Annotated in this window: 18 protein-coding genes; 4 read left to right on the top strand and 14 right to left on the bottom strand. The window is 71.0% G+C overall.

All coding sequences use genetic code 11. The features are described 5' to 3' along the window. Positions 1-104 precede the first annotated feature (104 nt). The 6 genes from cofG to R6U01_RS03090 form a co-directional block, all read right to left on the bottom strand. Positions 105-1,268, bottom strand: coding sequence for a 7,8-didemethyl-8-hydroxy-5-deazariboflavin synthase subunit CofG (gene cofG / locus R6U01_RS03115; RefSeq protein WP_410284999.1), 1,164 nt, complete (start codon positions 1,266-1,268; stop codon positions 105-107). Between the two features lie 102 nt (positions 1,269-1,370). Beyond that, positions 1,371-2,033 (bottom strand): 2-phospho-L-lactate guanylyltransferase, encoded by a 663-nt coding sequence (gene cofC, locus R6U01_RS03110; protein ID WP_410284998.1) that lies wholly within the window; start codon positions 2,031-2,033, stop codon positions 1,371-1,373. 12 nt (positions 2,034-2,045) lie between these two features. Then, positions 2,046-3,224: a tubulin/FtsZ family protein gene (locus tag R6U01_RS03105; protein ID WP_410284997.1), complete on the bottom strand. Its 1,179-nt coding sequence runs from the start codon at positions 3,222-3,224 to the stop codon at positions 2,046-2,048. 157 nt (positions 3,225-3,381) lie between these two features. Then, positions 3,382-4,278, bottom strand: a complete 897-nt coding sequence (locus tag R6U01_RS03100) for a complex I NDUFA9 subunit family protein (RefSeq protein ID WP_410284996.1) — start codon at positions 4,276-4,278, stop codon at positions 3,382-3,384. Positions 4,279-4,377: 99 nt separating this feature from the next. Next, on the bottom strand, positions 4,378-5,244 hold the full coding sequence (locus R6U01_RS03095; RefSeq protein ID WP_410284995.1) for a universal stress protein: 867 nt from the start codon (positions 5,242-5,244) through the stop codon (positions 4,378-4,380). 135 nt (positions 5,245-5,379) lie between these two features. Then, positions 5,380-6,753, bottom strand: a complete 1,374-nt coding sequence (locus R6U01_RS03090) for a hemolysin family protein (RefSeq protein WP_410284994.1) — start codon at positions 6,751-6,753, stop codon at positions 5,380-5,382. A gap of 180 nt (positions 6,754-6,933) precedes the next feature. On the opposite strand from R6U01_RS03090, the gene tmk reads away from it, so the two are divergent. Continuing rightward, positions 6,934-7,539 (top strand): dTMP kinase, encoded by a 606-nt coding sequence (gene tmk / locus R6U01_RS03085; RefSeq protein ID WP_410284993.1) that lies wholly within the window; start codon positions 6,934-6,936, stop codon positions 7,537-7,539. A 27-nt stretch (positions 7,540-7,566) separates the two neighbouring features. Here the strand turns inward: tmk and R6U01_RS03080 are convergent, their stop codons facing one another. Beyond that, a complete protein-coding gene (locus tag R6U01_RS03080; RefSeq protein WP_410284992.1) occupies positions 7,567-7,890 on the bottom strand; it encodes a hypothetical protein in 324 nt (107 codons plus the stop codon). 83 nt (positions 7,891-7,973) lie between these two features. Then, positions 7,974-8,480, bottom strand: coding sequence for a DUF5813 family protein (locus R6U01_RS03075; RefSeq protein WP_410284991.1), 507 nt, complete (start codon positions 8,478-8,480; stop codon positions 7,974-7,976). Positions 8,481-8,638: 158 nt separating this feature from the next. Here R6U01_RS03075 and R6U01_RS03070 point away from each other — a divergent pair, with 158 nt between their 5' ends. Then, positions 8,639-9,955 (top strand): carboxylate--amine ligase, encoded by a 1,317-nt coding sequence (locus R6U01_RS03070; RefSeq protein WP_410284990.1) that lies wholly within the window; start codon positions 8,639-8,641, stop codon positions 9,953-9,955. A 132-nt stretch (positions 9,956-10,087) separates the two neighbouring features. Here the strand turns inward: R6U01_RS03070 and R6U01_RS03065 are convergent, their stop codons facing one another. The 4 genes from R6U01_RS03065 to R6U01_RS03050 form a co-directional block, all read right to left on the bottom strand. Further along, a complete protein-coding gene (locus R6U01_RS03065) occupies positions 10,088-11,002 on the bottom strand; it encodes a DUF106 domain-containing protein (RefSeq protein WP_410284989.1) in 915 nt (304 codons plus the stop codon). Positions 11,003-11,096: 94 nt separating this feature from the next. Then, positions 11,097-11,720, bottom strand: coding sequence for an adenylate kinase (locus R6U01_RS03060; protein WP_410284988.1), 624 nt, complete (start codon positions 11,718-11,720; stop codon positions 11,097-11,099). A 94-nt stretch (positions 11,721-11,814) separates the two neighbouring features. After that, positions 11,815-12,384, bottom strand: coding sequence for an N-acetyltransferase family protein (locus tag R6U01_RS03055; protein ID WP_410284987.1), 570 nt, complete (start codon positions 12,382-12,384; stop codon positions 11,815-11,817). Beyond that, on the bottom strand, positions 12,381-12,749 hold the full coding sequence (locus R6U01_RS03050; protein WP_410284986.1) for a universal stress protein: 369 nt from the start codon (positions 12,747-12,749) through the stop codon (positions 12,381-12,383). Before R6U01_RS03050 ends, R6U01_RS03055 begins: the two co-directional genes overlap by 4 nt. A gap of 113 nt (positions 12,750-12,862) precedes the next feature. On the opposite strand from R6U01_RS03050, the gene R6U01_RS03045 reads away from it, so the two are divergent. Together R6U01_RS03045 and R6U01_RS03040 are read left to right on the top strand one after the other, a co-directional pair. Next, complete coding sequence (locus R6U01_RS03045; RefSeq protein ID WP_410284985.1) at positions 12,863-13,609, top strand: DUF5806 family protein; 747 nt, start codon at positions 12,863-12,865, stop codon at positions 13,607-13,609. Between the two features lie 2 nt (positions 13,610-13,611). Further along, positions 13,612-15,150: an ATP-binding protein gene (locus tag R6U01_RS03040; protein ID WP_410284984.1), complete on the top strand. Its 1,539-nt coding sequence runs from the start codon at positions 13,612-13,614 to the stop codon at positions 15,148-15,150. 4 nt (positions 15,151-15,154) lie between these two features. Here R6U01_RS03040 and R6U01_RS03035 read toward each other — a convergent pair whose 3' ends face one another. Then, positions 15,155-16,012: a hypothetical protein gene (locus tag R6U01_RS03035; protein WP_410284983.1), complete on the bottom strand. Its 858-nt coding sequence runs from the start codon at positions 16,010-16,012 to the stop codon at positions 15,155-15,157. Between the two features lie 87 nt (positions 16,013-16,099). Further along, positions 16,100-17,806: an aldehyde ferredoxin oxidoreductase family protein gene (locus R6U01_RS03030; protein WP_410284982.1), complete on the bottom strand. Its 1,707-nt coding sequence runs from the start codon at positions 17,804-17,806 to the stop codon at positions 16,100-16,102. Positions 17,807-17,864 lie beyond the last annotated feature (58 nt).

Genomic DNA, 17,864 nt, shown 5'->3' with positions numbered 1-17,864 from the left:
TGGCAGCGCAGTTGTTTATGCGGGGTTCGGCGCCGACTCGGGTCGCCGCGATCAGGCGGCGACCATCGCTCTCGGTCGCCGCGGTCGGGCGACGATCGCCGCCCTCAGTCGCTGCGGACCGCGAGCGGGCCGTCACCGCGGGCGACGCCCCGGAGCCGCCGGCCGTGAACGTCGCCCTCGCGGATCCGGTCGCGGACCGCGGGCGGGATCCACGCGTCGCGGCCGGTCGGCGTCGGGGCGGGGTCGACGCCCGCCGGGCGGAGGTCGTCCGGGAGGTATCGCGCGTAGGTGGGGAGTCGCTCGCGGAGCGTCATCCCGCCGGCGTCGGCGACCGACCGGAGCCCGTCGAGGTCGGGCCACGCGTAGGCGGGGTTGATGTAGTCGTCCGTCACAGGCGAGACCCCGCCGAGGTCGTCGATCCCGCAGTCGACGAGGCCCCTCGCGGGCGAGAGGTTCGGCGGCACCTGCACCGACACCTCTGGCGGGAGCGCGGCCCGGGCCATCGCGACCGCCCGGCGCATCGTGGCGGCGTCCGGCTTCGCGAAGTCCGACCGCTCGTTCGGGACGACGTTCTGGACGATCACCTCCTGGACGTGGCCGTGACGCTCGTGGAGCTCTCGGATCGCGAGCAGGCTCTCCGCGCGATCGCGCCAGTCCTCGCCGATGCCGACGAGGATGCCGGTGGTGAACGGCACGCCCTGTCGGCCCGCCGCCCGGATCGTGTTGAGCCGCTGACCCGGGGTCTTGCGCCGGCCGCCGCTGTGGGCGTCGACGTCGGCGGTCGTCTCCAGCATGACGCCCATCGAGGCGTTCACCTCGCGGAGGGCGGAGAAGTGCGCCTCCGTGAGGTCGCCGGGGTTCGAGTGCGGGAGGAGCCCCTCCTCTAAGGCGATCTCGCAGGCCCGGGAGAGGTACTCGTGGATCGAGTCGAACCCCCACTCGTCGAGCCGGTCGTGAACCGCGGTGTACCGCTCGTCCGGCCCGTCGCCGAAGGTGAAGAGCGCCTCCGTGCAGCCGGCGTCGGCGCCGACGCGACAGCGCTCGCGGACCTCCGCGGGCGACAGGAGCGAGGCCTCGCCCGGCACGTCGTAGTAGGTGCAGTAGGTGCAGGTGTACCGACAGGCGGTCGTCAGGGGGACGAAGACGTTCCGCGCGAAGGTGAGCCGCTCGGCGGGCTCGACGTCGGCGGGGGTCACCGACAGCAGCCGCTCGACGCGCTCCGCGTCGATCGACAGGTCGATCCCGTACTCCTCGGCCGCCGTGAACACGTTCGCCTCTCACGGGCGGGCCTCAAAAAGGATCGCGGTCGCGGATCCGAGCGCGTCCGTCGGGGCGCGCCTCCCGGCCAGGTCTGGCCCCGTCTCGCCCGGTCACTCCCGCACGACGCCCACCCGACCGTCCGCCGCGTCGAGTCCGAAGCCGGCGTCGCGGAGCCACCGCGCCGCCCGGGTCTCGCCGTCGTCGGCCCCGTCGTGGATCAGCAGCTCCGCGAGGTCCGCCGGCTCGTCCACGTCGGTCGCGAGGCGGTTGGAGTCGACGATCTCGACGCTCAGTCCCGCGTCCGCCGCGATTCGCCGGTGGTCGAGGTACGAGGCGCCGTGGTAGTCGACCCGGAACGCCGGGTGGGCGGCGACGACGGCGTTGGTGCCGCCGCCGCGCCCTGGCGCGATCGCGACGTCGGCCTCGCGACCGGCCGCGAACAGCTCCCGCAGGGCCGCCGGCGTCGCGAGCGCGAGGTCGGCCATGACCACCGCGACGGGGTCCGGATCGCCCTCCTGGCCGTCTCCCACCCCCGCGTCGAGCGCCGCGTTGACCGCGGGCGTCAGTGGGCGCTCGTCGACCTCGACGGGACACGGGAGGTCGGCGGCGACCGGACCGGTGGCGAGCACCCGGGGGTCGCCGTCGGCGGCCGCGACCGCGTCGAGGACGTCGCGGAGCATCGCCCGCGCGAACGCGGCCCGCTCGTCGGGGTCGAGGACGCCGGAGAGCCGCGACTTGGGTCGGTCGGTCGAGAACGGGACGATGACCTCCATCTGGAGGGTCGCCTAGAACAGGGATTCCAGCTCGTCGCCGTCGTCGCTGACGAGCTCGTCGAGGTTCTCCTCGCTCTCGTCGCGGATCTCGTCGAGGTTGTCCTGCGCCTCGATGGCGACCTGCTGGAGCTCCTTGATCCGCGGGACGTTCGTGACGCCCGCGAGCAGGATCACGGTCGCGACGAAGCCGGCGCCGCGGTACGGGTAGTCCCCGCCCCGGACCTCCATCGAGCCGGTCTGCTCTTCGAGCCACTTCCGACCGCGCTCGATACCCTTCCGGTTCAGGTACTCCGGCGGTCCGGCGAGCACGAGCAGCGCGCGCTCCGCGCCCTCGATCTCGCAGGGGAGCGTGAGCCGCCCCAGCGCCGCCTTGCGCACGAGGCTGGTGATGCGGTTCGTGGTGTGTGCGCTGTCGAGCTCGTTCTCGTTGCCGTCGTCGCGGAGCCGCGAGAGCAGTCCGCCGGAGGTGCGCTCTTCGACCTCCTCCTCCGCGTAGCCCACGGTGGAGACGCCGCCGCCCGCGAGCGTGTTGATTATCTCGGAGGAGTCGACGACGCTCTCGGCGACCTCCTGACCCTGCTGGATCTCGCCGGCGCCGAAGAGGATGCCGAACCGCCGGACGATCTCCTCGTTGATCTCCGCGTAGCCGCCCTGCACGGACTCGCCCGTCTTCCGCCAGGCGTCGTTGTCGAACACCATCAGGTTGTCCACCTCGCGGACGAACGTCTGGAACGAGCGGGCCGCGTTGAGGGTGTAGATGCCGCCCTCGTCGCTGCCCGGCAGGATACCCAGCCCGTAGACGGGCTCGGTGTAGATCCGCTTGAGGTGCTTCGCGAGCACCGGCGCGCCGCCGGATCCGGTGCCGCCGCCGAGCCCGGCGACGACGAGGAACGCGTCGACCTCGTGTACCGGGATAGAGTCGATGGCGCCCTGCACCTCGTCGATGTCCTCCTCGGCGATCTCCGCGCCGAGCTCGTTGTCCGCGCCGACCCCGTGGCCCTTCACCCGGGACTGGCCGATGAGCACGCGCTGGTTCTCGGCGATGTGCTCGAGCCCCATGAGATCGGCCTTGGCCGTGTTCACGGCCGCGGCCGCACGGACGATCTCCGAGCCCGTCCGTTTGTCGTACTCAAGGAATTTGTCGACGACTTTCCCCCCCGCCTGTCCGAATCCGATCATTGCAAGTTTCATCGTGTGCTCCCTCGGGCTTTGAAATAAACAGAACGTGATTCCCTATTTAAGGCTTCGGTTGCCGTTACCACCGCTGATAGCCGCTCCGCCGACGCGAACGGCGCCGCGGTGTCGACGGAGGCCGCCGGACCGCCGCCCCGTCCCGCTATCGTCTCCGTCATCGCACGCCGAGGTGCTCCGCGAGGGTCGTCAGTTCGTCGGGGTCGACACCGAAGGCCGCGACGTCGTTATCGCCCGTCGTGTTGTCGAACTGTAACGAACGGTACTGGTCGGGTCCCATCGGAAAGCCCGGGACGGCGCCGAGCACCGACAGGCCGATCTTGGCCAGCGGCATCGGCAGCGGGACGATGGTGACGCCCGTGCGCTCGGCCTCGTACACGAGGTCGGTCACCTGCCGGAGCGTCAGCGTCTCCGGGCCGCCGATCTCGTACGTCTCGCCGACGTGTTCGTCCTCCTCCAGCGCCGCGACCAGCATCGGCACGAGGTCTTCGACGTGGATCGGCTGGAACCGGGTCTTCCCGCCGCCGGGAAGGGGGTACAGCGGGACGCCGGGCGCGAACATCCCCTTCAGCCGCTTGGTGAACGAGACGAACTCCCCGCCCTCCCCGAAGACGACCGAGGGCCGGAAGATCGTCCAGTCGAGACCGCTCTCGCGAACGATCTCCTCCGCCCGCCCCTTCGCGCGGATGTACGCCGTGTCGCCGTCGGGGTCGGCCCCGAGCGCGCTCAACTGGAGGTACCGCTCGACGCCGCCGTCCTCGGCGGCGTTCACGAGGTTCTCCGTGCCGCCGCGGTGGACCCGGTCGTGCATCACGTTGCCGCCCTTCGGCTCGAACAGCGGCGAGAGCGCGACCAGGTTCACCACGGCGTCCCGTCCCTCGACGGCCCCGGCGACCGAGTCGTAGTCCGTGACGTCGCCCGTGACCACGTCGACTCCCTCCGGCGCCTGGCCGCCGGACCGCGAGAGCGCCGTTACGTCGTGTCCCCCGTCAGCGAGCGCGCGACAGAGGTACGACCCGATAAAACCGGTTCCGCCTGCCACCAAGACATCCATGCGCGGTATAAGAGGAGGGGCCCCCGTAAACCTACCGCGACGGAGGGCGCACCCGCGGACGCGGCGGTCGCCGACCGTCCCCGCGGAGCCCGTCCCGTCTCACTCGGAATCGGCTTCCGGCACGGTCAACACGGGAACCGGGCTGGTCCGCACGGTGCGCTCGGCGACGCTCCCGAGCAGGTACCGCTCGACGCCCGTCCGGCCCCGGGTGCCCATCGCCACGAGGTCGATGTCGTGGTCCGCGATGTACGACCCGATACCGCGGGCGGGCGACGAGCCGACCTCGACGTGCTCCACCGTCTCCACGCCCGCCGACTCGCCGACGGACGCGGCCTCGGCGACCCGCTCCTCGGCCGCCGACACGAGCTCTTCGACGCCCGAATACGCTTCGAACCCGACGTTTCCGAGGTTGAGGACGGAAAGCACGTGAAGCGTCGCGCCGGTTCGGGCCGCGAGCGTCACCGCGCGGTCGAGGGCCTCGCCGGCGGGTTCGCTCCCGTCGGTCGGCACGAGGATGTTCCGATAGGGGTACCGCGCCGGTTCGCCGTCCGGCCGGATGCTGAGCACCGGGACGGTCGACCGACGCACGACGCGTTCGGTCGTGCTTCCGAGCAGCAGCCGGTCGAGTCCGGTCCGCCCGCGAGTGGGTATCGCGATAAGGTCCACCTCTTCGTCCGCCGCGTACGCGGTGATCGTCTCGGGAACGCCGCCCTGTCGCACCGCCGTGACGGTCTCGACGCCGCGGTCCGCGGCCCGGTCCGCGGCCGCGTCGACCACCTCCTTGCCCTCCCGTTCGAACACGTCTATCACCGTCCGTCCGATCCGCGTGACGCTGTCGTGGGTCGTGTCGGCGACGTTGAGGATGTGCACCGTCGCGTCGTGGTCCGCCGCCAGGTCGAGGACGTGGTCGAACGCCGCCTCCGCCCCGTCGCTACCGTCGGTCGGGAACAGGATCCGGTCGAACATGCGCGCACGGTCGCGGGCCATCGACAAAAATGCGCGCACGGTCGCGGGCAACCGACAGAAATTCGCGAACGGTCGCGATCCACTAGTAGAAAACGCCCGCGCTGCCGGCCGGAGCGCCGGTCGATTCCCCGCGCCCTACGCGCCTGTGCTCCCGCCGTCCTCGTCGGTTTCGTCGGCGTCGTCCTCGGCGTCGCCGTCGTCGTCCATCGGGTCGATCCGCACCGTCGAGATCCGGGCGCCGTCGACGGCCGTGACCTCGAAGCGGTGGCCGCCGGCCTCGGCGACGTCGCCCGCCTCCGGCGTGCGGCCGAGCCGGTCCATCACGAGACCGCCGAGCGTCTCGTACCCGTCGCCCTCGAGTTCGGTCCCGAGGGCGTCGTTGACGACGGACAGGGAGACGGAGCCGTCGGCCTCGTAGGTGCCGCCCTCTCGCGCGCGGATCGTGTGCTCGCCGCTGTCGGTGTCGAACCTGTCGCGGAGCTCGCCGACGAGCGCCTCCATGACGTCTTCCACGGTGACCATCCCTTCGAAGGCCCCCCACTCGTCGACGACCGCGGCCATCTGGCGGTGCTCCTCGCGGAACTGCACGAGGAGGTCACCGATGGTCGTCGTCTCGGGCACGACGACGAGGTCGCGCGCGAGGTCCGCCGCCGTCGTCGACTCGTCGCCGGCCTCGCCGGCGCGCAGCACGTCCTTCACGTCGACGAAGCCGATCACCCGATCGGCGTCGTCCTCGCCAACGACGGGGTATCGGGTGTGTCCCGCCTCCAGCACGGTCGCGCGGATCGCGGCGAGGTCGGCGTCGGCGGGGATGCTGGCCACGTCCGGTCGGGGGACCATCACCTCTCGGGCCACCGTGTCGTCGAGTTCGAAGACGGCGTCGATCATCTCGACTTCGACCTCGGCGACGTGTCCGGCCTCGCCGGAGCGCGCGAGCACGCGGCGGATCTCCCGCTCTTTCATCGTCTCGTCGGTCTCCGAGGCGGGGGGGACGCCGATGGCCCGCGTGAACGCGTTCGCCGCGCCGTTGAACACGACGATGCCGGGCGAGAACAGGTAGTACGAGAGCTTCATCGGCGGGGCGAGCAGCAGCGCCATCCGCTCCGCCTGCGCGATGGCGATCGTCTTCGGCGCCAGCTCGCCGAACACCACGTGGAGGAAGGTGATGACGCTGAACCCGATCGCGAACGCGACGAGGTGGACCGCGCCCTCCGGGAGCACCGACCCGAGCACCGGTTCGATGAGCGCGGCCACCGCGGGCTCGCCGATCCACCCGAGCCCGAGCGAGGCGAGCGTGATCCCGAGCTGGGTCGCCGCGAGGTAGTCGTCGAGGCTCCCCATCACGTCCTGGAGCGCGCCCGATCCGCGGCGGCCCTCCGCGGCGAGCTGCTCGACGGAGGTCGACCGCACTCGGACGAACGCGAACTCCGACGCGACGAAGAAGCCGTTCAGCACCACCAACACCAGCGCGCCGACCACTCGGCCGACGGAGATCGCGACGGCTACCATCGGCGCCTCCGTGTGGGTCGCGGCGCGGGGAAGTGGCTGACCATGCCGACGAGTCACGCCGGGGCTGTAAAAAGGGCGGCGTCGCCGGGGGACGGCGGTCGGTCGGGCCGGCGCCGGCTCGGGCGGGATCGCCTCCGCGGAACCCGGGCCGTTTATTCCCCGGCGCGTCCGAGCGCGACCATGCTGATCACGCTGGAGGGACTCGACGGCAGCGGGAAGACGACCGTCTGGGAGGCGCTCCGAGAGCGCTACCCCGACGCGACGTTCACCCGCGAGCCGACCGACAGCTGGTACGGCGAGGCCGTCGAGCGGTCGATCGCGGCCGACGACGCGGACCCGCTCGCGGAGCTGTTCTTATACACCGCCGACCACGCGAACCACCTCTCGGGGACGGTCGCACCCGCGCTCGACCGCGGCGATCTGGTCGTCTCCGACCGCTACTCCGACTCCCGGTTCGCCTATCAGGCCGCGACGCTCGCCGCGAGCGACGTCGCCCTCGCCGGGACCGACCCCCTCGAATATATAAAACGGATCCACGCGCCCTTCTCCCGGTCGCCCGACGCGACGATCTACCTCGACCTGGACGCCCGCACCGCCGCCGAGCGCGCCGGTCGCACGAACAAGTTCGAGCAGGACGGCTACCTCGCGGCGGTCCGGGAGAACTACGAGCGGCTCATCGACGCGGAGCCGGACCGGTTCGTGCGCGTCGACGCGACGCGGTCGCCGGAGGCGGTCAGGGACCGCGTCGCGGCGGTCGTCGCGGAGCTGGTCGAGGCGGAGTCGTAACCGTCTCTCGCGGCGGGGGCGGGTTCCTCACCCCGTGTCCGGCAGCTCGTACTCCTCCGGTGAGGGCACGTAGAGGTAGTCGATGGCCGCGCCGAGCACGACCGGGAGGAAGACGAGCAGCCCGACGAGGACCGTCGGGCTGCCGAGGTTGACGCCGGCCCCGACGTTGAACACGCCGGTGAACACGAGCATCGAGATCAGCAGGAGCATCGGCGTCAGGACGATCGTGTACACCACCGATCCCCACGACGTCGACAGGCGAAGCCGGAAGAAGCGGGTCGTCACTCCGGCGACCAGCGTGTGTAACGCCACCAGCGCGAGGAGGCTGACGAACCCGAACAGCGAGAGCATACCGGACGTACGGGCTCCCGGCACTTGCCCCTATCGGCCCGCCGCGGCGGACCGCCTCCGGAACGGTTTCGCCGCGCCCCCGTTCAGACGGCGCCGTCGTTGCCCTGCTGGCGCGCCGCCGACAGCAGCCCGGCCACCGGCTCCGTGTACTCGTAGCCGGGGATCACGCCCTGGACGTAGGTCCCCTCGACGAAGTCGACGAGCGCGCCCGCGTCGTCGACGCCGCGCCGCTCGTTGATCTCTGTCAGTTCGAACTCGACGACGATCTCGTCGCCGTCGACCGCGACGGTCGGGTCGAACTCGTGGTCGCCCCGCGTCACGCCGCCGACGTCGACGACGCGCAGTTCGAACGTCTCGGTCCACCCCTCCTCGACCACCTCGGCGACATCGTCCGCGGTGGTCGCGGAGAGGATCGGCACCCGGACGGTCACCGCGAACCGAACCCGGCCCTCGGGGGCGGGCTCGGCGCGGACGCGTCCGTCGAACGCGGTCGTTTCCGAGGTCCACACGCCGTCGTCGTCCGCGGGCTCGAAGGAGCCGTGGTCCGCGAACGCGCGACGGACTCGGCCCGGCAGATCGGTCTCGCTCATACGCAGAGGGAGGGGCGGCGCGACCAAAAGCGCGTTGCGTCGGAGTCGTCGACATCGGCCGGCGTCCCCACTCACCTCCCCCCGCCGCGGCCGTCACCGGTAGTGGCACGCCGGGCCGGTACTGGTGCGCCTTTGTATCTGGACCGGCGACTACGGGTATGACAGCCCAGTTTCTCTCGACCGAGGCGCTCGTCGAGACGCTCGCGGACGCCTCGTTCGACCGTCCGCCGGCCCTCGTCAGCAACGCCCACGTGACCGGGCTCGGCGTCGCCCGCGCGCTCGACGCCCACGGCGTGCCCGTGATCGCGCTCGACCGCGCCGGCGACGACGGCGCGGCGAGCGACGCCGACGCGTCGGCCGAAGTCCGCCACGACGGCCTCGCCCCGCCGTCGGACGCGGTCGACTTCGCGGGGGCGGTGACGTACCCCCTCGACGACCTCGACGGGTTCCGCGACGACGTGGAAGCGGTCGTCGACGCCGCGGGCACCGAGGCGGTCGCGTTCGGCTGCATGGACGAGTGGGCGCTGGCGTACGCGGAGGCCGACCCCGACGGGGTCCGGCTCCCCTTCTCCGGGGTCGACACGATCGACGACGTGTTGAACAAGTCGGAGCTGTACGCGACCTGCGACGCGCTCGGCGTCCCCTACCCGGAGACGTACCGGCTGGCGGAGACGGCGGACGCGGCGACCCGAGAGCCCGACGCCACGGTCGAGCAGGCCGCCGACGCGCTCGGCTTCCCCCTGGTGGTGAAACCCGAGCTCAAGCGCGACTTCGAGGAGGCGTTCGGGACCAACGTGATGGCGGTCGCCGACCGCGACGAGCTGGAGGACGTCGTGACGGCCGCCGCCGCCGCCGGAATCGCCGTGATGGCCCAGAAGCGCGTCGACATCGCGACCGGTCGCGACCACTCGCTCGCCTCCTACGTCCCCCCCTCGGGGACCGACGACGCGCTCGCGGTCGTCGGCAACGCGGCGGTCCGGTACCCGCGGCAGTTCGGGACCTCCTGTCTGGTCGAGACGGCCGACGAGCCCGCGATCGAGGACCGCGCGCTCGCGGTGCTCGACGACGCCGGCTACCACGGGATCAGCGAGGCGGAGTTCGTCTACGACGCCGACCGCGACGAGTTCCTCCTGCTCGACGTCAACACCCGCCCGTGGAAGTGGATCTCGATGCCCGTCGCCGCGGGGGCGAACCTCCCCATGGCCGCCTACGCCGCGGTCACCGACGCCGGCTACGAGTCGACCGGCGTCGAGCCGATGCGCTGGGTGTACCTCCGCGACTACCTCTCGCTTTTAGCGGGCGACGACGCCTTCTGGGACCGGCTGGCGCCCGCCGACTGGCGGCGACTCGTCTCCGGCGCGTTCGAGCGCGAGGGCGACCTGACGACCGGCGTGTACCGCCCCTCCGATCCCGGGCCGGCCGCGAAGCTCCTCGAGACGGCGTTCGTCGACCGGGAGTACTACTGCTCCTGTTGAGCGGCCGGGCGTACTGAATTATTTATAAACCGACGCTGAACGCCTCCCATAACCGAGTCGAACGACGGGTATCGCCGCGTCGAGGCCGGTCGGTGACGCGGGTCGGCTCGCCGAAATCGGTCGTCCGCGGCGTTACGACGACGACGGCGACATCTGGATGTTGAGGCTCTTCTGGACGAGCTGCGTGAACGCCATCGAGCACAGGAAGTACCAGAGGATCCACATCTGGATCGGGCCGACGATCCCCGTGTCCCACGTGACGGTCCCGGCGAGCGGCACGACCAGCTCTTGGGACGCGACGTCCGGATACGCCGAGTCGGAGCCGCGGTAGCCGATGACCCAGAACATCCACAGGAACGCGGGGATGGTGAGGAACATGATCCACACCATCGGGCGGAACTGCTCTTTGAACATCCCGAGCTGGTCGCCCATCGCGTCCATCTGCTCCTCCTGGATGGCGTCTAACGCCTCGTCGTCGTCGCGGTCCTTCGCCTCCTTGCGCCGCTCCTGGATGTCTTTCATCCGCTCTTGGTACTGGCTCATCTTCTCCATGTCCATGAGCCCGGCGCGCAGGAGCGTGGAGTACAGCCCGGTCGCGAGCGCGATGACCATGATGACGACGTAGAAGGGGACGACGTTCAGCATGGGCCCGAGAACGAGGTCGATCGCCCCCGCGATCGTGTCGCGGACCGGCCCCACCGCGTAGCCGACGAAGGCGCCGAGGGTCGCGACGCCGGCGAGCTTGTCCCACTTGGTCCACGAGGTGGTCTCTGGGGTCTCGACGTCGCCACCGCTACCGCCACCGCTCCCGTCGTCGTTCATTCCCGCCTCGATCCCCTCCGGGTCGGCCAGCGCGAAGCCGGTCTCGCCGTCGACGAGGATCTCCTTCTCGATGAGACGGCCCCACTGACCGCTGGTGATCTCGTCGCGGACGTCGATCCACTGGACCTCGCCGTCGGCGGCGCGATCGAGGACGACCTCCAAGGCGTCCCGCATCTCGCCGTCTTCGTTGACGAGCGAGCGGACTCTCCGTTCGACCTTACTCATTAGCGACCGGTTAGCGGCCGACGGTTAAGAAGCTTGTAGGATCGGCCCGGGGCCGACGACGCTCGACGGTCGCTCGTCCCCGGCGTCGCGCGCCTTACGACTCGACGACGTCGCGGATCCGGTCGAAGACCTCGTCCGGCGTCGCCTCGCCGTCGACCTCGACGAGGACGCCCTCGTCGCGGAAGTGGTCGACCACGGGTTCGGTGTTGTCGGCGAAGACCTGGAGCCGTTCGCGGGCCGTCTCCTCGGTGTCGTCCTCGCGCTGTACGAGCTCGCCGCCGCACTCGTCGCAGACGCCCGCCTCCTCCGGGGGCTGGAAGTCGACGTGGTAGTTCGCGCCGCAGTCCTCGCACACCCGTCGGCCGGTGAGCCGGTCGACGAGCACCTCCTCGTCGACGTCGAGGTAGATCACGGCGTCGAGGTCGGTGATCTCCGAGAGGTACTCGGCCTGATCGAGATTGCGCGGGTAGCCGTCGAGCACGAACCCGTCGGCCTCCTCGAGCGCGGCCCGGACGATCTCGTTGACGACCGGGTCGGGGACGAGCTCGCCCGCCTCCATGAACGAGCGCGGCGTGCCGTACTCCGTCTCCATGTCCTTGTTCGCGCGGAGCGCGTCGCCGGTCGTGACGTGCTCGACGTCGTACTCGTCGGCGAGCTTCGCGCTCTGCGTCCCCTTTCCGGCGCCGGGCGCTCCCAACAGAAGGATCCGATGGCTCATACCGGAGCGCTCGCCCGCCGCACGTAAAGGCTTGAAGATCCCGGCGAGCCAGGGGAATCGGGTCGGGGTCCGATCGACCGTCGCGAGGGCGGCGCTACGCGTCGGTTTCCCCGGCGTCGTCGTCTCCCTCGTCCTCGTGCAGCCGGAGCCCCATCTCCAGCTCGAAGCTCTCGGCGTTCGAGGTCTCGAAGCCGATCTTCTTGTACAGCGAGACGGCCGCGCGGTTCCACCGCTCGACGGTGAGCCACACCTTCTCTACCCCCTCGGCCTGTCCGTGACCGAGCAGGCCGCGGATGAGGTGGGTCCCGATCCCGGCGCGCTGGTACGTCTGGTGGACGAAGATCGCCAGTTCGTAGGCGTCGCCGTCGGGCACCAGCGTCGCGTGGCCGGCGACGTCGTCGCCGCACCACGCGATCACGTTGTAGCAGTCGTCGTCGAGGATCGCGTCCAGCCACTCCCGGATGCGCTTCTCGCCGCCCGGGGGGATCCCCTGCGCGCGGTCGGCGGGGTCGAAGGCGTCGTACATCTCGACGAGCGACTCGTAGGCGGCTTCGGAGCCGCCGTACGGTCGGATCTCGACGGTCCGGTCCTCCCGGTCGGTGAACTCGATCGGGGGTGCCGGGAACGCGTCGGCCACCGCGTCCGGATAGCGTCGGTCGTTCATCTGACCAGCGTGACCGACGTCTTGGCGTTCAACAGGACGAACTCGGCGATCGGTCCGATCGTGATCTTCCCCATGGGACTCGTGTGTCCGCCGCCGAGGACGATCTGCTCGAACGCCTCCCGCTCCGCGATCTCCACCAATCGGCTCCCGGGATCGCCGCCGACCCGCCTGACGTCGGCGTCGATCCCCGCGTCGTCGATCGCCTCGCGGGCGCGTCGCATCACGTCGTCCGGAGAGACCGACGAGTCCTCGTTGTCGACCACCGCCACCGTGAGGTCGTCGTCGGCGAGCGCCGCCCGCTCGACGGTTCGGTCAAGCGCGCGGAACGAGTTTTCGCTGCCGCCGATCCCGCAGAGTACCTTCATACGAGGCACGTCCACACGACGGTACAAAAATGGATCTCCGCGGGCGACGTTCGCCGTCGACCGCTCCGCCTCCAGCGACAACCCTTTTGTCCGGGGGTCAGGTTGATAACGACATGAACGACCAACCCGGTCCCGCGTCGGACGAGGCCGACGGGGGATCGGACCCCGCCCGCGAACCGCCGACCGACGGCGAGGACGGAGGCGCCGACCGTGACGCCCCCGACGACGGGACGCTCGACGGCGACGCTCCCGAGGGCGACGCCCCCGACGGCGACGTCCCCGAGGGCGACGCTCCCGACGGCGACGCCCCCGACGACGGGACGCCCGACGTCCCGCCGGAGATCCGCAAGTACGAGCGGTTCAAGAAGATGGACGGGGCCCGCTACGAGCGCGTCAACGAGTTCCTCCGGGATCGGACGTACATCACCGCCCGAGAGTGGGCGATCGCGCGGCTCTGCGCCGACTTCCGCACCGAGACGGGCGTCGAGATGACGAAGATCGGCGAGAACCTCCCGGAGCTCGTCCCGTTCATGACCGACACGTACACGCCGCAGGCGGTCAACCAGGCGCGGTACTCCTTCGAGGAGAAGGTGACGAAGGCGGGCGCGACGTTCCTCTACGGCGCGATGTCCGGCTTCTTCACCGCCGAGGACTTAGACGAGATGATGTACGAGGTGACGGAGGTCGCGAAGTTCCTCCTGGAGGTCGAGGGGGTCGACCTCGCCGTCGCCGACGAGCTGGAGGCCGAAGACCGTATCAGCGAGGTGATGCGCGAGGTGCGCACCTCGTCCGCCGACCTCCGCGGGGAAGAGGTCCGGTGCCCCGAGTGCGGACACGTCCACGAGCCGACAGAGGACTGACGATGGAGCGATTTCCGGACGCGCTCGAGGGCGTTCCGGACGCGGTGCTCATCGTCGACGGCGACGGCGTCGTCCGCGCCGCCAACTCACGAGTCGAGGCCGTGCTCGGCCACGCGCCCGAGGAGCTGGAGGGCACGAGGGTCGAGCGACTCCTCCGCGATCGGACCGGCGGCTCGGCCGGCGCGGCGCTCTCCGGCCACGTCGCCGACCCCGGGCCGCGATCCATGGCCACGAGCCTCGACCTGACGGCGCGCCGCGCCGACGGCAGCGACGTCCCCGTAACGGTCAGCCTCGGCCCGTTCGAGCGGGACGGCGAGACGTCCCTCGTGGTCACCGTCGTCGACGTGCGCGAGGTGCGAGCGCGGCAGGCCGAGCTCCACCGCCGGACGCGGACCCTGGAAGCGCTCCACGAGGCGACGCAGGACCTGCTGAAGACGACCGGCCGGGAGGTCGCCGCGCGGGCGGCGGTCGAGTACGTGGAGGAGGTGCTCGGCCACCCGATCGCGGCGGTCTGGCTGTACGACGAGGACCGGAACGTCCTCGACCCGCTCGTGTGGACCGACGCGGCCGACCGGGTCGTGGGCGACCACCCCGTCTTCTCGGCCGACGAGCCGAGCATCTCCTGGCAGGTGTTCGAGTCCGGGGAGCCGGAGTACGTCGCGGACACCCGCACGGACCCCGACCGACACAACCCCGACTCGCCGATCCGGAGCGAGCTCGTGCTCCCCCTCGGGCGCTACGGGATCATCAACGTCGGCGCCACCGAGCCCGAGGCGTTCGCCGACTCCGATCTCGCCGCCGCGCGGATCTGGGCCGCGACGGTGACGATGGTGTTCGTCCGGATCGAGCGGGAGCGGCAGCTCCGGACCCGCGAGGAAGAGATCGCCCGCGAGCGCGACCGGCTCGAGGAGTTCGCCAGTCTCGTCTCCCACGACCTGCGGAATCCCCTCAACGTCGCGGCCGGCAACCTCGAACTGGCCCGCAGGCGACTCGATGCGGACGGAGAGGCGCCGCCGGAGCTCGACGCCGTCGCCCGGTCGCTCGATCGGATGGAGGCGCTCGTCGAAGACATGCTGGCGCTCGCGAAGGGGGGCACCGCGATCGACGAGACCGAGGCCGTGTCGCTCTCGGCGCTGGCCGAGGAGTGCTGGGCGAGCGTGGACACGGCCGACGCCGAGCTGACCGTCGCCGGCGACCTCGCGTTCCGCGCCGACCGGAGCCGGCTGCAACAGGCCCTCGAGAACCTGTTCGCCAACGCGGTCACGCACGGCGGTCCGGACGTCCGCATCGAGGTCGGCGCGCTCGCCGACGCGGCGGGCGGCGCCGGCTTCTACGTGGCCGACGACGGGCCCGGGATCCCCGACGACGTGCGCGACGAGGCGTTCCGCGCGGGCGTCTCGACCGATCCGGACGGGACCGGATTCGGGCTGAAGACCGTCTCGGAGGTGGCCGACGCGCACGGCTGGTCGGTCCAACTCGGCGACGCGACGGCTGGCGGCGCGCGCTTCGAATTCCGCGGGGTCGAGACGGTCAACGACTGACCCCTTATATATATTCGAACGACGGGAGGTGCCACGTCGAGACGCCCGCGCTTTCGATCACCACGTCGACGTTGGCGCCGCGGTCGGCGCCCGGTATCTCGACCTCGATCCGACCCTGTCCGGTGACGCCGTCGTCCTCCATGCTGGCGGTGACGCGGTAGCTCCCGCGGCCGTCGGTGATGTCCAGCAGCTCGACCGCGCGCTTCGGGTCGACCCCGACCGCCGTCGAGAGGACCCGCGCGTCCTCTCCGTCGCTGATCTCGTCGTCCGGGTCACCGTTCGGGTCGTCCGCGTCGTCCGGGTCGTCTCCGTCCGTCGGGTCGCCCGCCTCGCTCCCGACGCGCTCCCGCACGACCGTCACCGCCAGCTCGTGCGGCTCGTCGGTGACGTTGCACAGCCGGACGCCGAGCGGCGGCGAGGTCGTCTCGTCCGGGGACCGGTCGGACGCCTCGCCGTCGACCCGCCGCCGGTCCACCGGCAGCCGGAGCGTTCGGTCGGGCGCGACCAGGTACGGCACCGGGTGGCCGTACAGCTCGCCGACCGAACGGCTGCCGTCGTCCTCGTAGTACACCGTCCCGGCGTGCTGGGCGGTCGCGAAGTGGTCGCCGCCCGACCTGTGGTCGAACGTCGCGACGGCGTCGACGGTCACCTCGGCCGCCCCCTCCCTCGCGTGGTGGTTGTGGGTGCGGGCCGCCTCGTAGTCGGCGACGTACGCCGCGACCGCCTCGGGCGTCGGCTCCGCGGGCCGCTCCGGGAGATCGCGCTCGGCGACTCGTCCGTCGCCGAGCGCGGCGAGAGTGGTGCAGCCGGCGAGGGCGCCCGCCGCGCCGCCCGCGCCGACGAGGAACGCACGTCTGTCCATACATATTCTTCGAATGACACCTGAAAAGGCCCCCGGAAACACAAACGCGCGTTTGTGCGTCGGCAGCGATATCTCCCGTCGCCGCGCTCAGTCGTCGGCCGCGACGTCGGGGGCCTCCGGGTCGGGAACCGTCCCGTCGTCGTCCCAGCCGCGGAGCTCGTAGTACTCCGAGAGCCCCGCCTCGAAGCCGTCGATGGCGTCGGCGTAGGGGAGCGTGTCGTCCTCGCGGTCGAACCCGCGCGCGTTGTTGAACGCGCGCTCCAGCTCGACGACCCGGGCCCCCATCGCGAGCAACTCGTCGTAGTCGGCGTCGAGGAGCGCCGCGAGCCGCTCGTCGGTGACGGTGCCGCGCGAGAACTTACAGATCACCGCCGAGTCGAGCACGGCGTTGCGGTTCTCCTTGGCGACGAGCTTCGGCGGCTTCCCGTCCAGGCCCGTCGGCTCGAGCGCGTCCGCCTTCCCGACGAGGGGGTACTCGTAGGGGTAGAACTCGCCGTACATGTGGTCCGCGCCGCGGTTCGCGGTCGCGAAGGCGAGCCCCTGCCCGTTGAGCGCGCGGCCGTCGTGGCCGGAGAACTCCATCCCCTTCACGGTCCAGTCCTCGGCGCCGAACTCCTCGTGGGCGCGGTGGACGCCCTCCGCGAGCTTGTCGCCGACGCCCTCGCGGTGGGCGATCTGCTCGACGAGCGACCGGACGAGCTCGGCGTTGCCGAACTCGTCTTCCGACTCCAAGAACATCGAGACCACGTCGCCACAGGAGATGGTGTCCATCCCGAGCTCGTCGCACAGCTCGTTGGCGCGCATCACGTCGACCACGTCGTCGACGCCCGCGTTGGAGCCGAACGCCATCACGGTCTCGAACTCCGGCCCCTCCGTCTCGACGCCGGTCTCCTCGTCGCGGGTCGGGAGCTTACAGGCGAACGCGCAGCTGGAGCAGGTCCCCTTCTTGTACTTCTTCTCCTCGACGCGGTCCCCCGAGATGCCCTCGACGCCCTCGAAGGAGGTCTCGGAGAAGTAGTACGACGGGAGCGCGTCCACCTCGTTGGCCAGCTCGGTCACGCTCGTCGTCCCCTGTCGTTTCATGATCGAGTCGGAGGTGGCGGCCTCGCGGTGGACTTCGCTCGCCTCGTCGGGCCAGTCGAGGTCGATGGCGGCGTCGGCCTCGCCGTCGAAGGTGAGCGCCTTCACGCCCTTGCCGCCGAGGACCGCCCCGAGCCCGCCGCGCCCGAACGCCCGCGTGTCGGAGGTCATGATCGACGCGAACCGGACCGCGTTCTCGCCCGCGGGACCGACGCAGGCGACGTGTTCCGGCTCCAGGTCGTGGCTCTCCGCGAGCCGGTCCGACACCGCCGACACCTCGGCCGCCTCCAGGTCCGGCACCGTCTCGAAGGTGACGTTCGGCTCGCCGTCGGTGCCGACCTCGCGGACGTGGACCGCGAGCAGCTCGTCGCTCTCGCCGACGATCTCGACGGCGGCGTACCCCGCGCCGGTGAAGTTGCGAGACAGGAACCCGCCCGCGTTCGACGAGAGGATGCCGTCCGTGAGCGGCGAGAGCCCGGTGGCGGCCATCCGGCCGGTGTAGGAAGTCGTCGAGTACTGCATCGGGCCGGTCGAGAGGTACAGCCGGTTCTCGGGGCCGAGCGGGTCGGCGTCGAACGGGATCCGGTCGTACGCGAGCGACGTGTTGAGCCCGCGTCCGCCGACGAACTCGTTCAGTCGGTCGTCGATGGACGTCGTCTCGGCCGATCGCTCCGACAGGTCGATCGTGAGGAGCGGTCCTTGCGCGTGTCTCATACCTGCCCCGAGCGACGCAACGGCGATAAAGCTCCGGGTGGTGAGCCGGGGGCCGGGT

Origin of the sequence: Halorubrum sp. (assembly GCF_046498025.1) — an archaeon.
Taxonomy (GTDB): Archaea; Halobacteriota; Halobacteria; order Halobacteriales; family Haloferacaceae; genus Halorubrum.
The sequence above is the reverse complement of the archived record's forward strand: the minus strand, read 5'-3'. Positions and strand labels throughout refer to the sequence as shown.

Bases quoted from the DNA above. Each gene is read 5' to 3' on its own strand.
- R6U01_RS03100 (WP_410284996.1), bottom strand. From the start codon at position 4,278: ATGGATGTCTTGGTGGCAGGCGGAACCGGTTTTATCGGGTCGTACCTC.
- R6U01_RS03040 (WP_410284984.1), top strand. From the start codon at position 13,612: ATGGAGCGATTTCCGGACGCGCTCGAGGGCGTTCCGGACGCGGTGCTC.
- R6U01_RS03050 (WP_410284986.1), bottom strand. From the start codon at position 12,749: ATGAAGGTACTCTGCGGGATCGGCGGCAGCGAAAACTCGTTCCGCGCG.
- R6U01_RS03095 (WP_410284995.1), bottom strand. From the start codon at position 5,244: ATGTTCGACCGGATCCTGTTCCCGACCGACGGTAGCGACGGGGCGGAG.
- R6U01_RS03035 (WP_410284983.1), bottom strand. From the start codon at position 16,012: ATGGACAGACGTGCGTTCCTCGTCGGCGCGGGCGGCGCGGCGGGCGCC.
- R6U01_RS03090 (WP_410284994.1), bottom strand. From the start codon at position 6,753: ATGGTAGCCGTCGCGATCTCCGTCGGCCGAGTGGTCGGCGCGCTGGTG.
- R6U01_RS03060 (WP_410284988.1), bottom strand. From the start codon at position 11,720: ATGAGCCATCGGATCCTTCTGTTGGGAGCGCCCGGCGCCGGAAAGGGG.
- R6U01_RS03080 (WP_410284992.1), bottom strand. From the start codon at position 7,890: ATGCTCTCGCTGTTCGGGTTCGTCAGCCTCCTCGCGCTGGTGGCGTTA.
- tmk (WP_410284993.1), top strand. From the start codon at position 6,934: ATGCTGATCACGCTGGAGGGACTCGACGGCAGCGGGAAGACGACCGTC.
- R6U01_RS03030 (WP_410284982.1), bottom strand. From the start codon at position 17,806: ATGAGACACGCGCAAGGACCGCTCCTCACGATCGACCTGTCGGAGCGA.
- R6U01_RS03045 (WP_410284985.1), top strand. From the start codon at position 12,863: ATGAACGACCAACCCGGTCCCGCGTCGGACGAGGCCGACGGGGGATCG.
- cofC (WP_410284998.1), bottom strand. From the start codon at position 2,033: ATGGAGGTCATCGTCCCGTTCTCGACCGACCGACCCAAGTCGCGGCTC.
- R6U01_RS03105 (WP_410284997.1), bottom strand. From the start codon at position 3,224: ATGAAACTTGCAATGATCGGATTCGGACAGGCGGGGGGGAAAGTCGTC.
- R6U01_RS03075 (WP_410284991.1), bottom strand. From the start codon at position 8,480: ATGAGCGAGACCGATCTGCCGGGCCGAGTCCGTCGCGCGTTCGCGGAC.
- R6U01_RS03065 (WP_410284989.1), bottom strand. From the start codon at position 11,002: ATGAGTAAGGTCGAACGGAGAGTCCGCTCGCTCGTCAACGAAGACGGC.
- R6U01_RS03055 (WP_410284987.1), bottom strand. From the start codon at position 12,384: ATGAACGACCGACGCTATCCGGACGCGGTGGCCGACGCGTTCCCGGCA.
- R6U01_RS03070 (WP_410284990.1), top strand. From the start codon at position 8,639: ATGACAGCCCAGTTTCTCTCGACCGAGGCGCTCGTCGAGACGCTCGCG.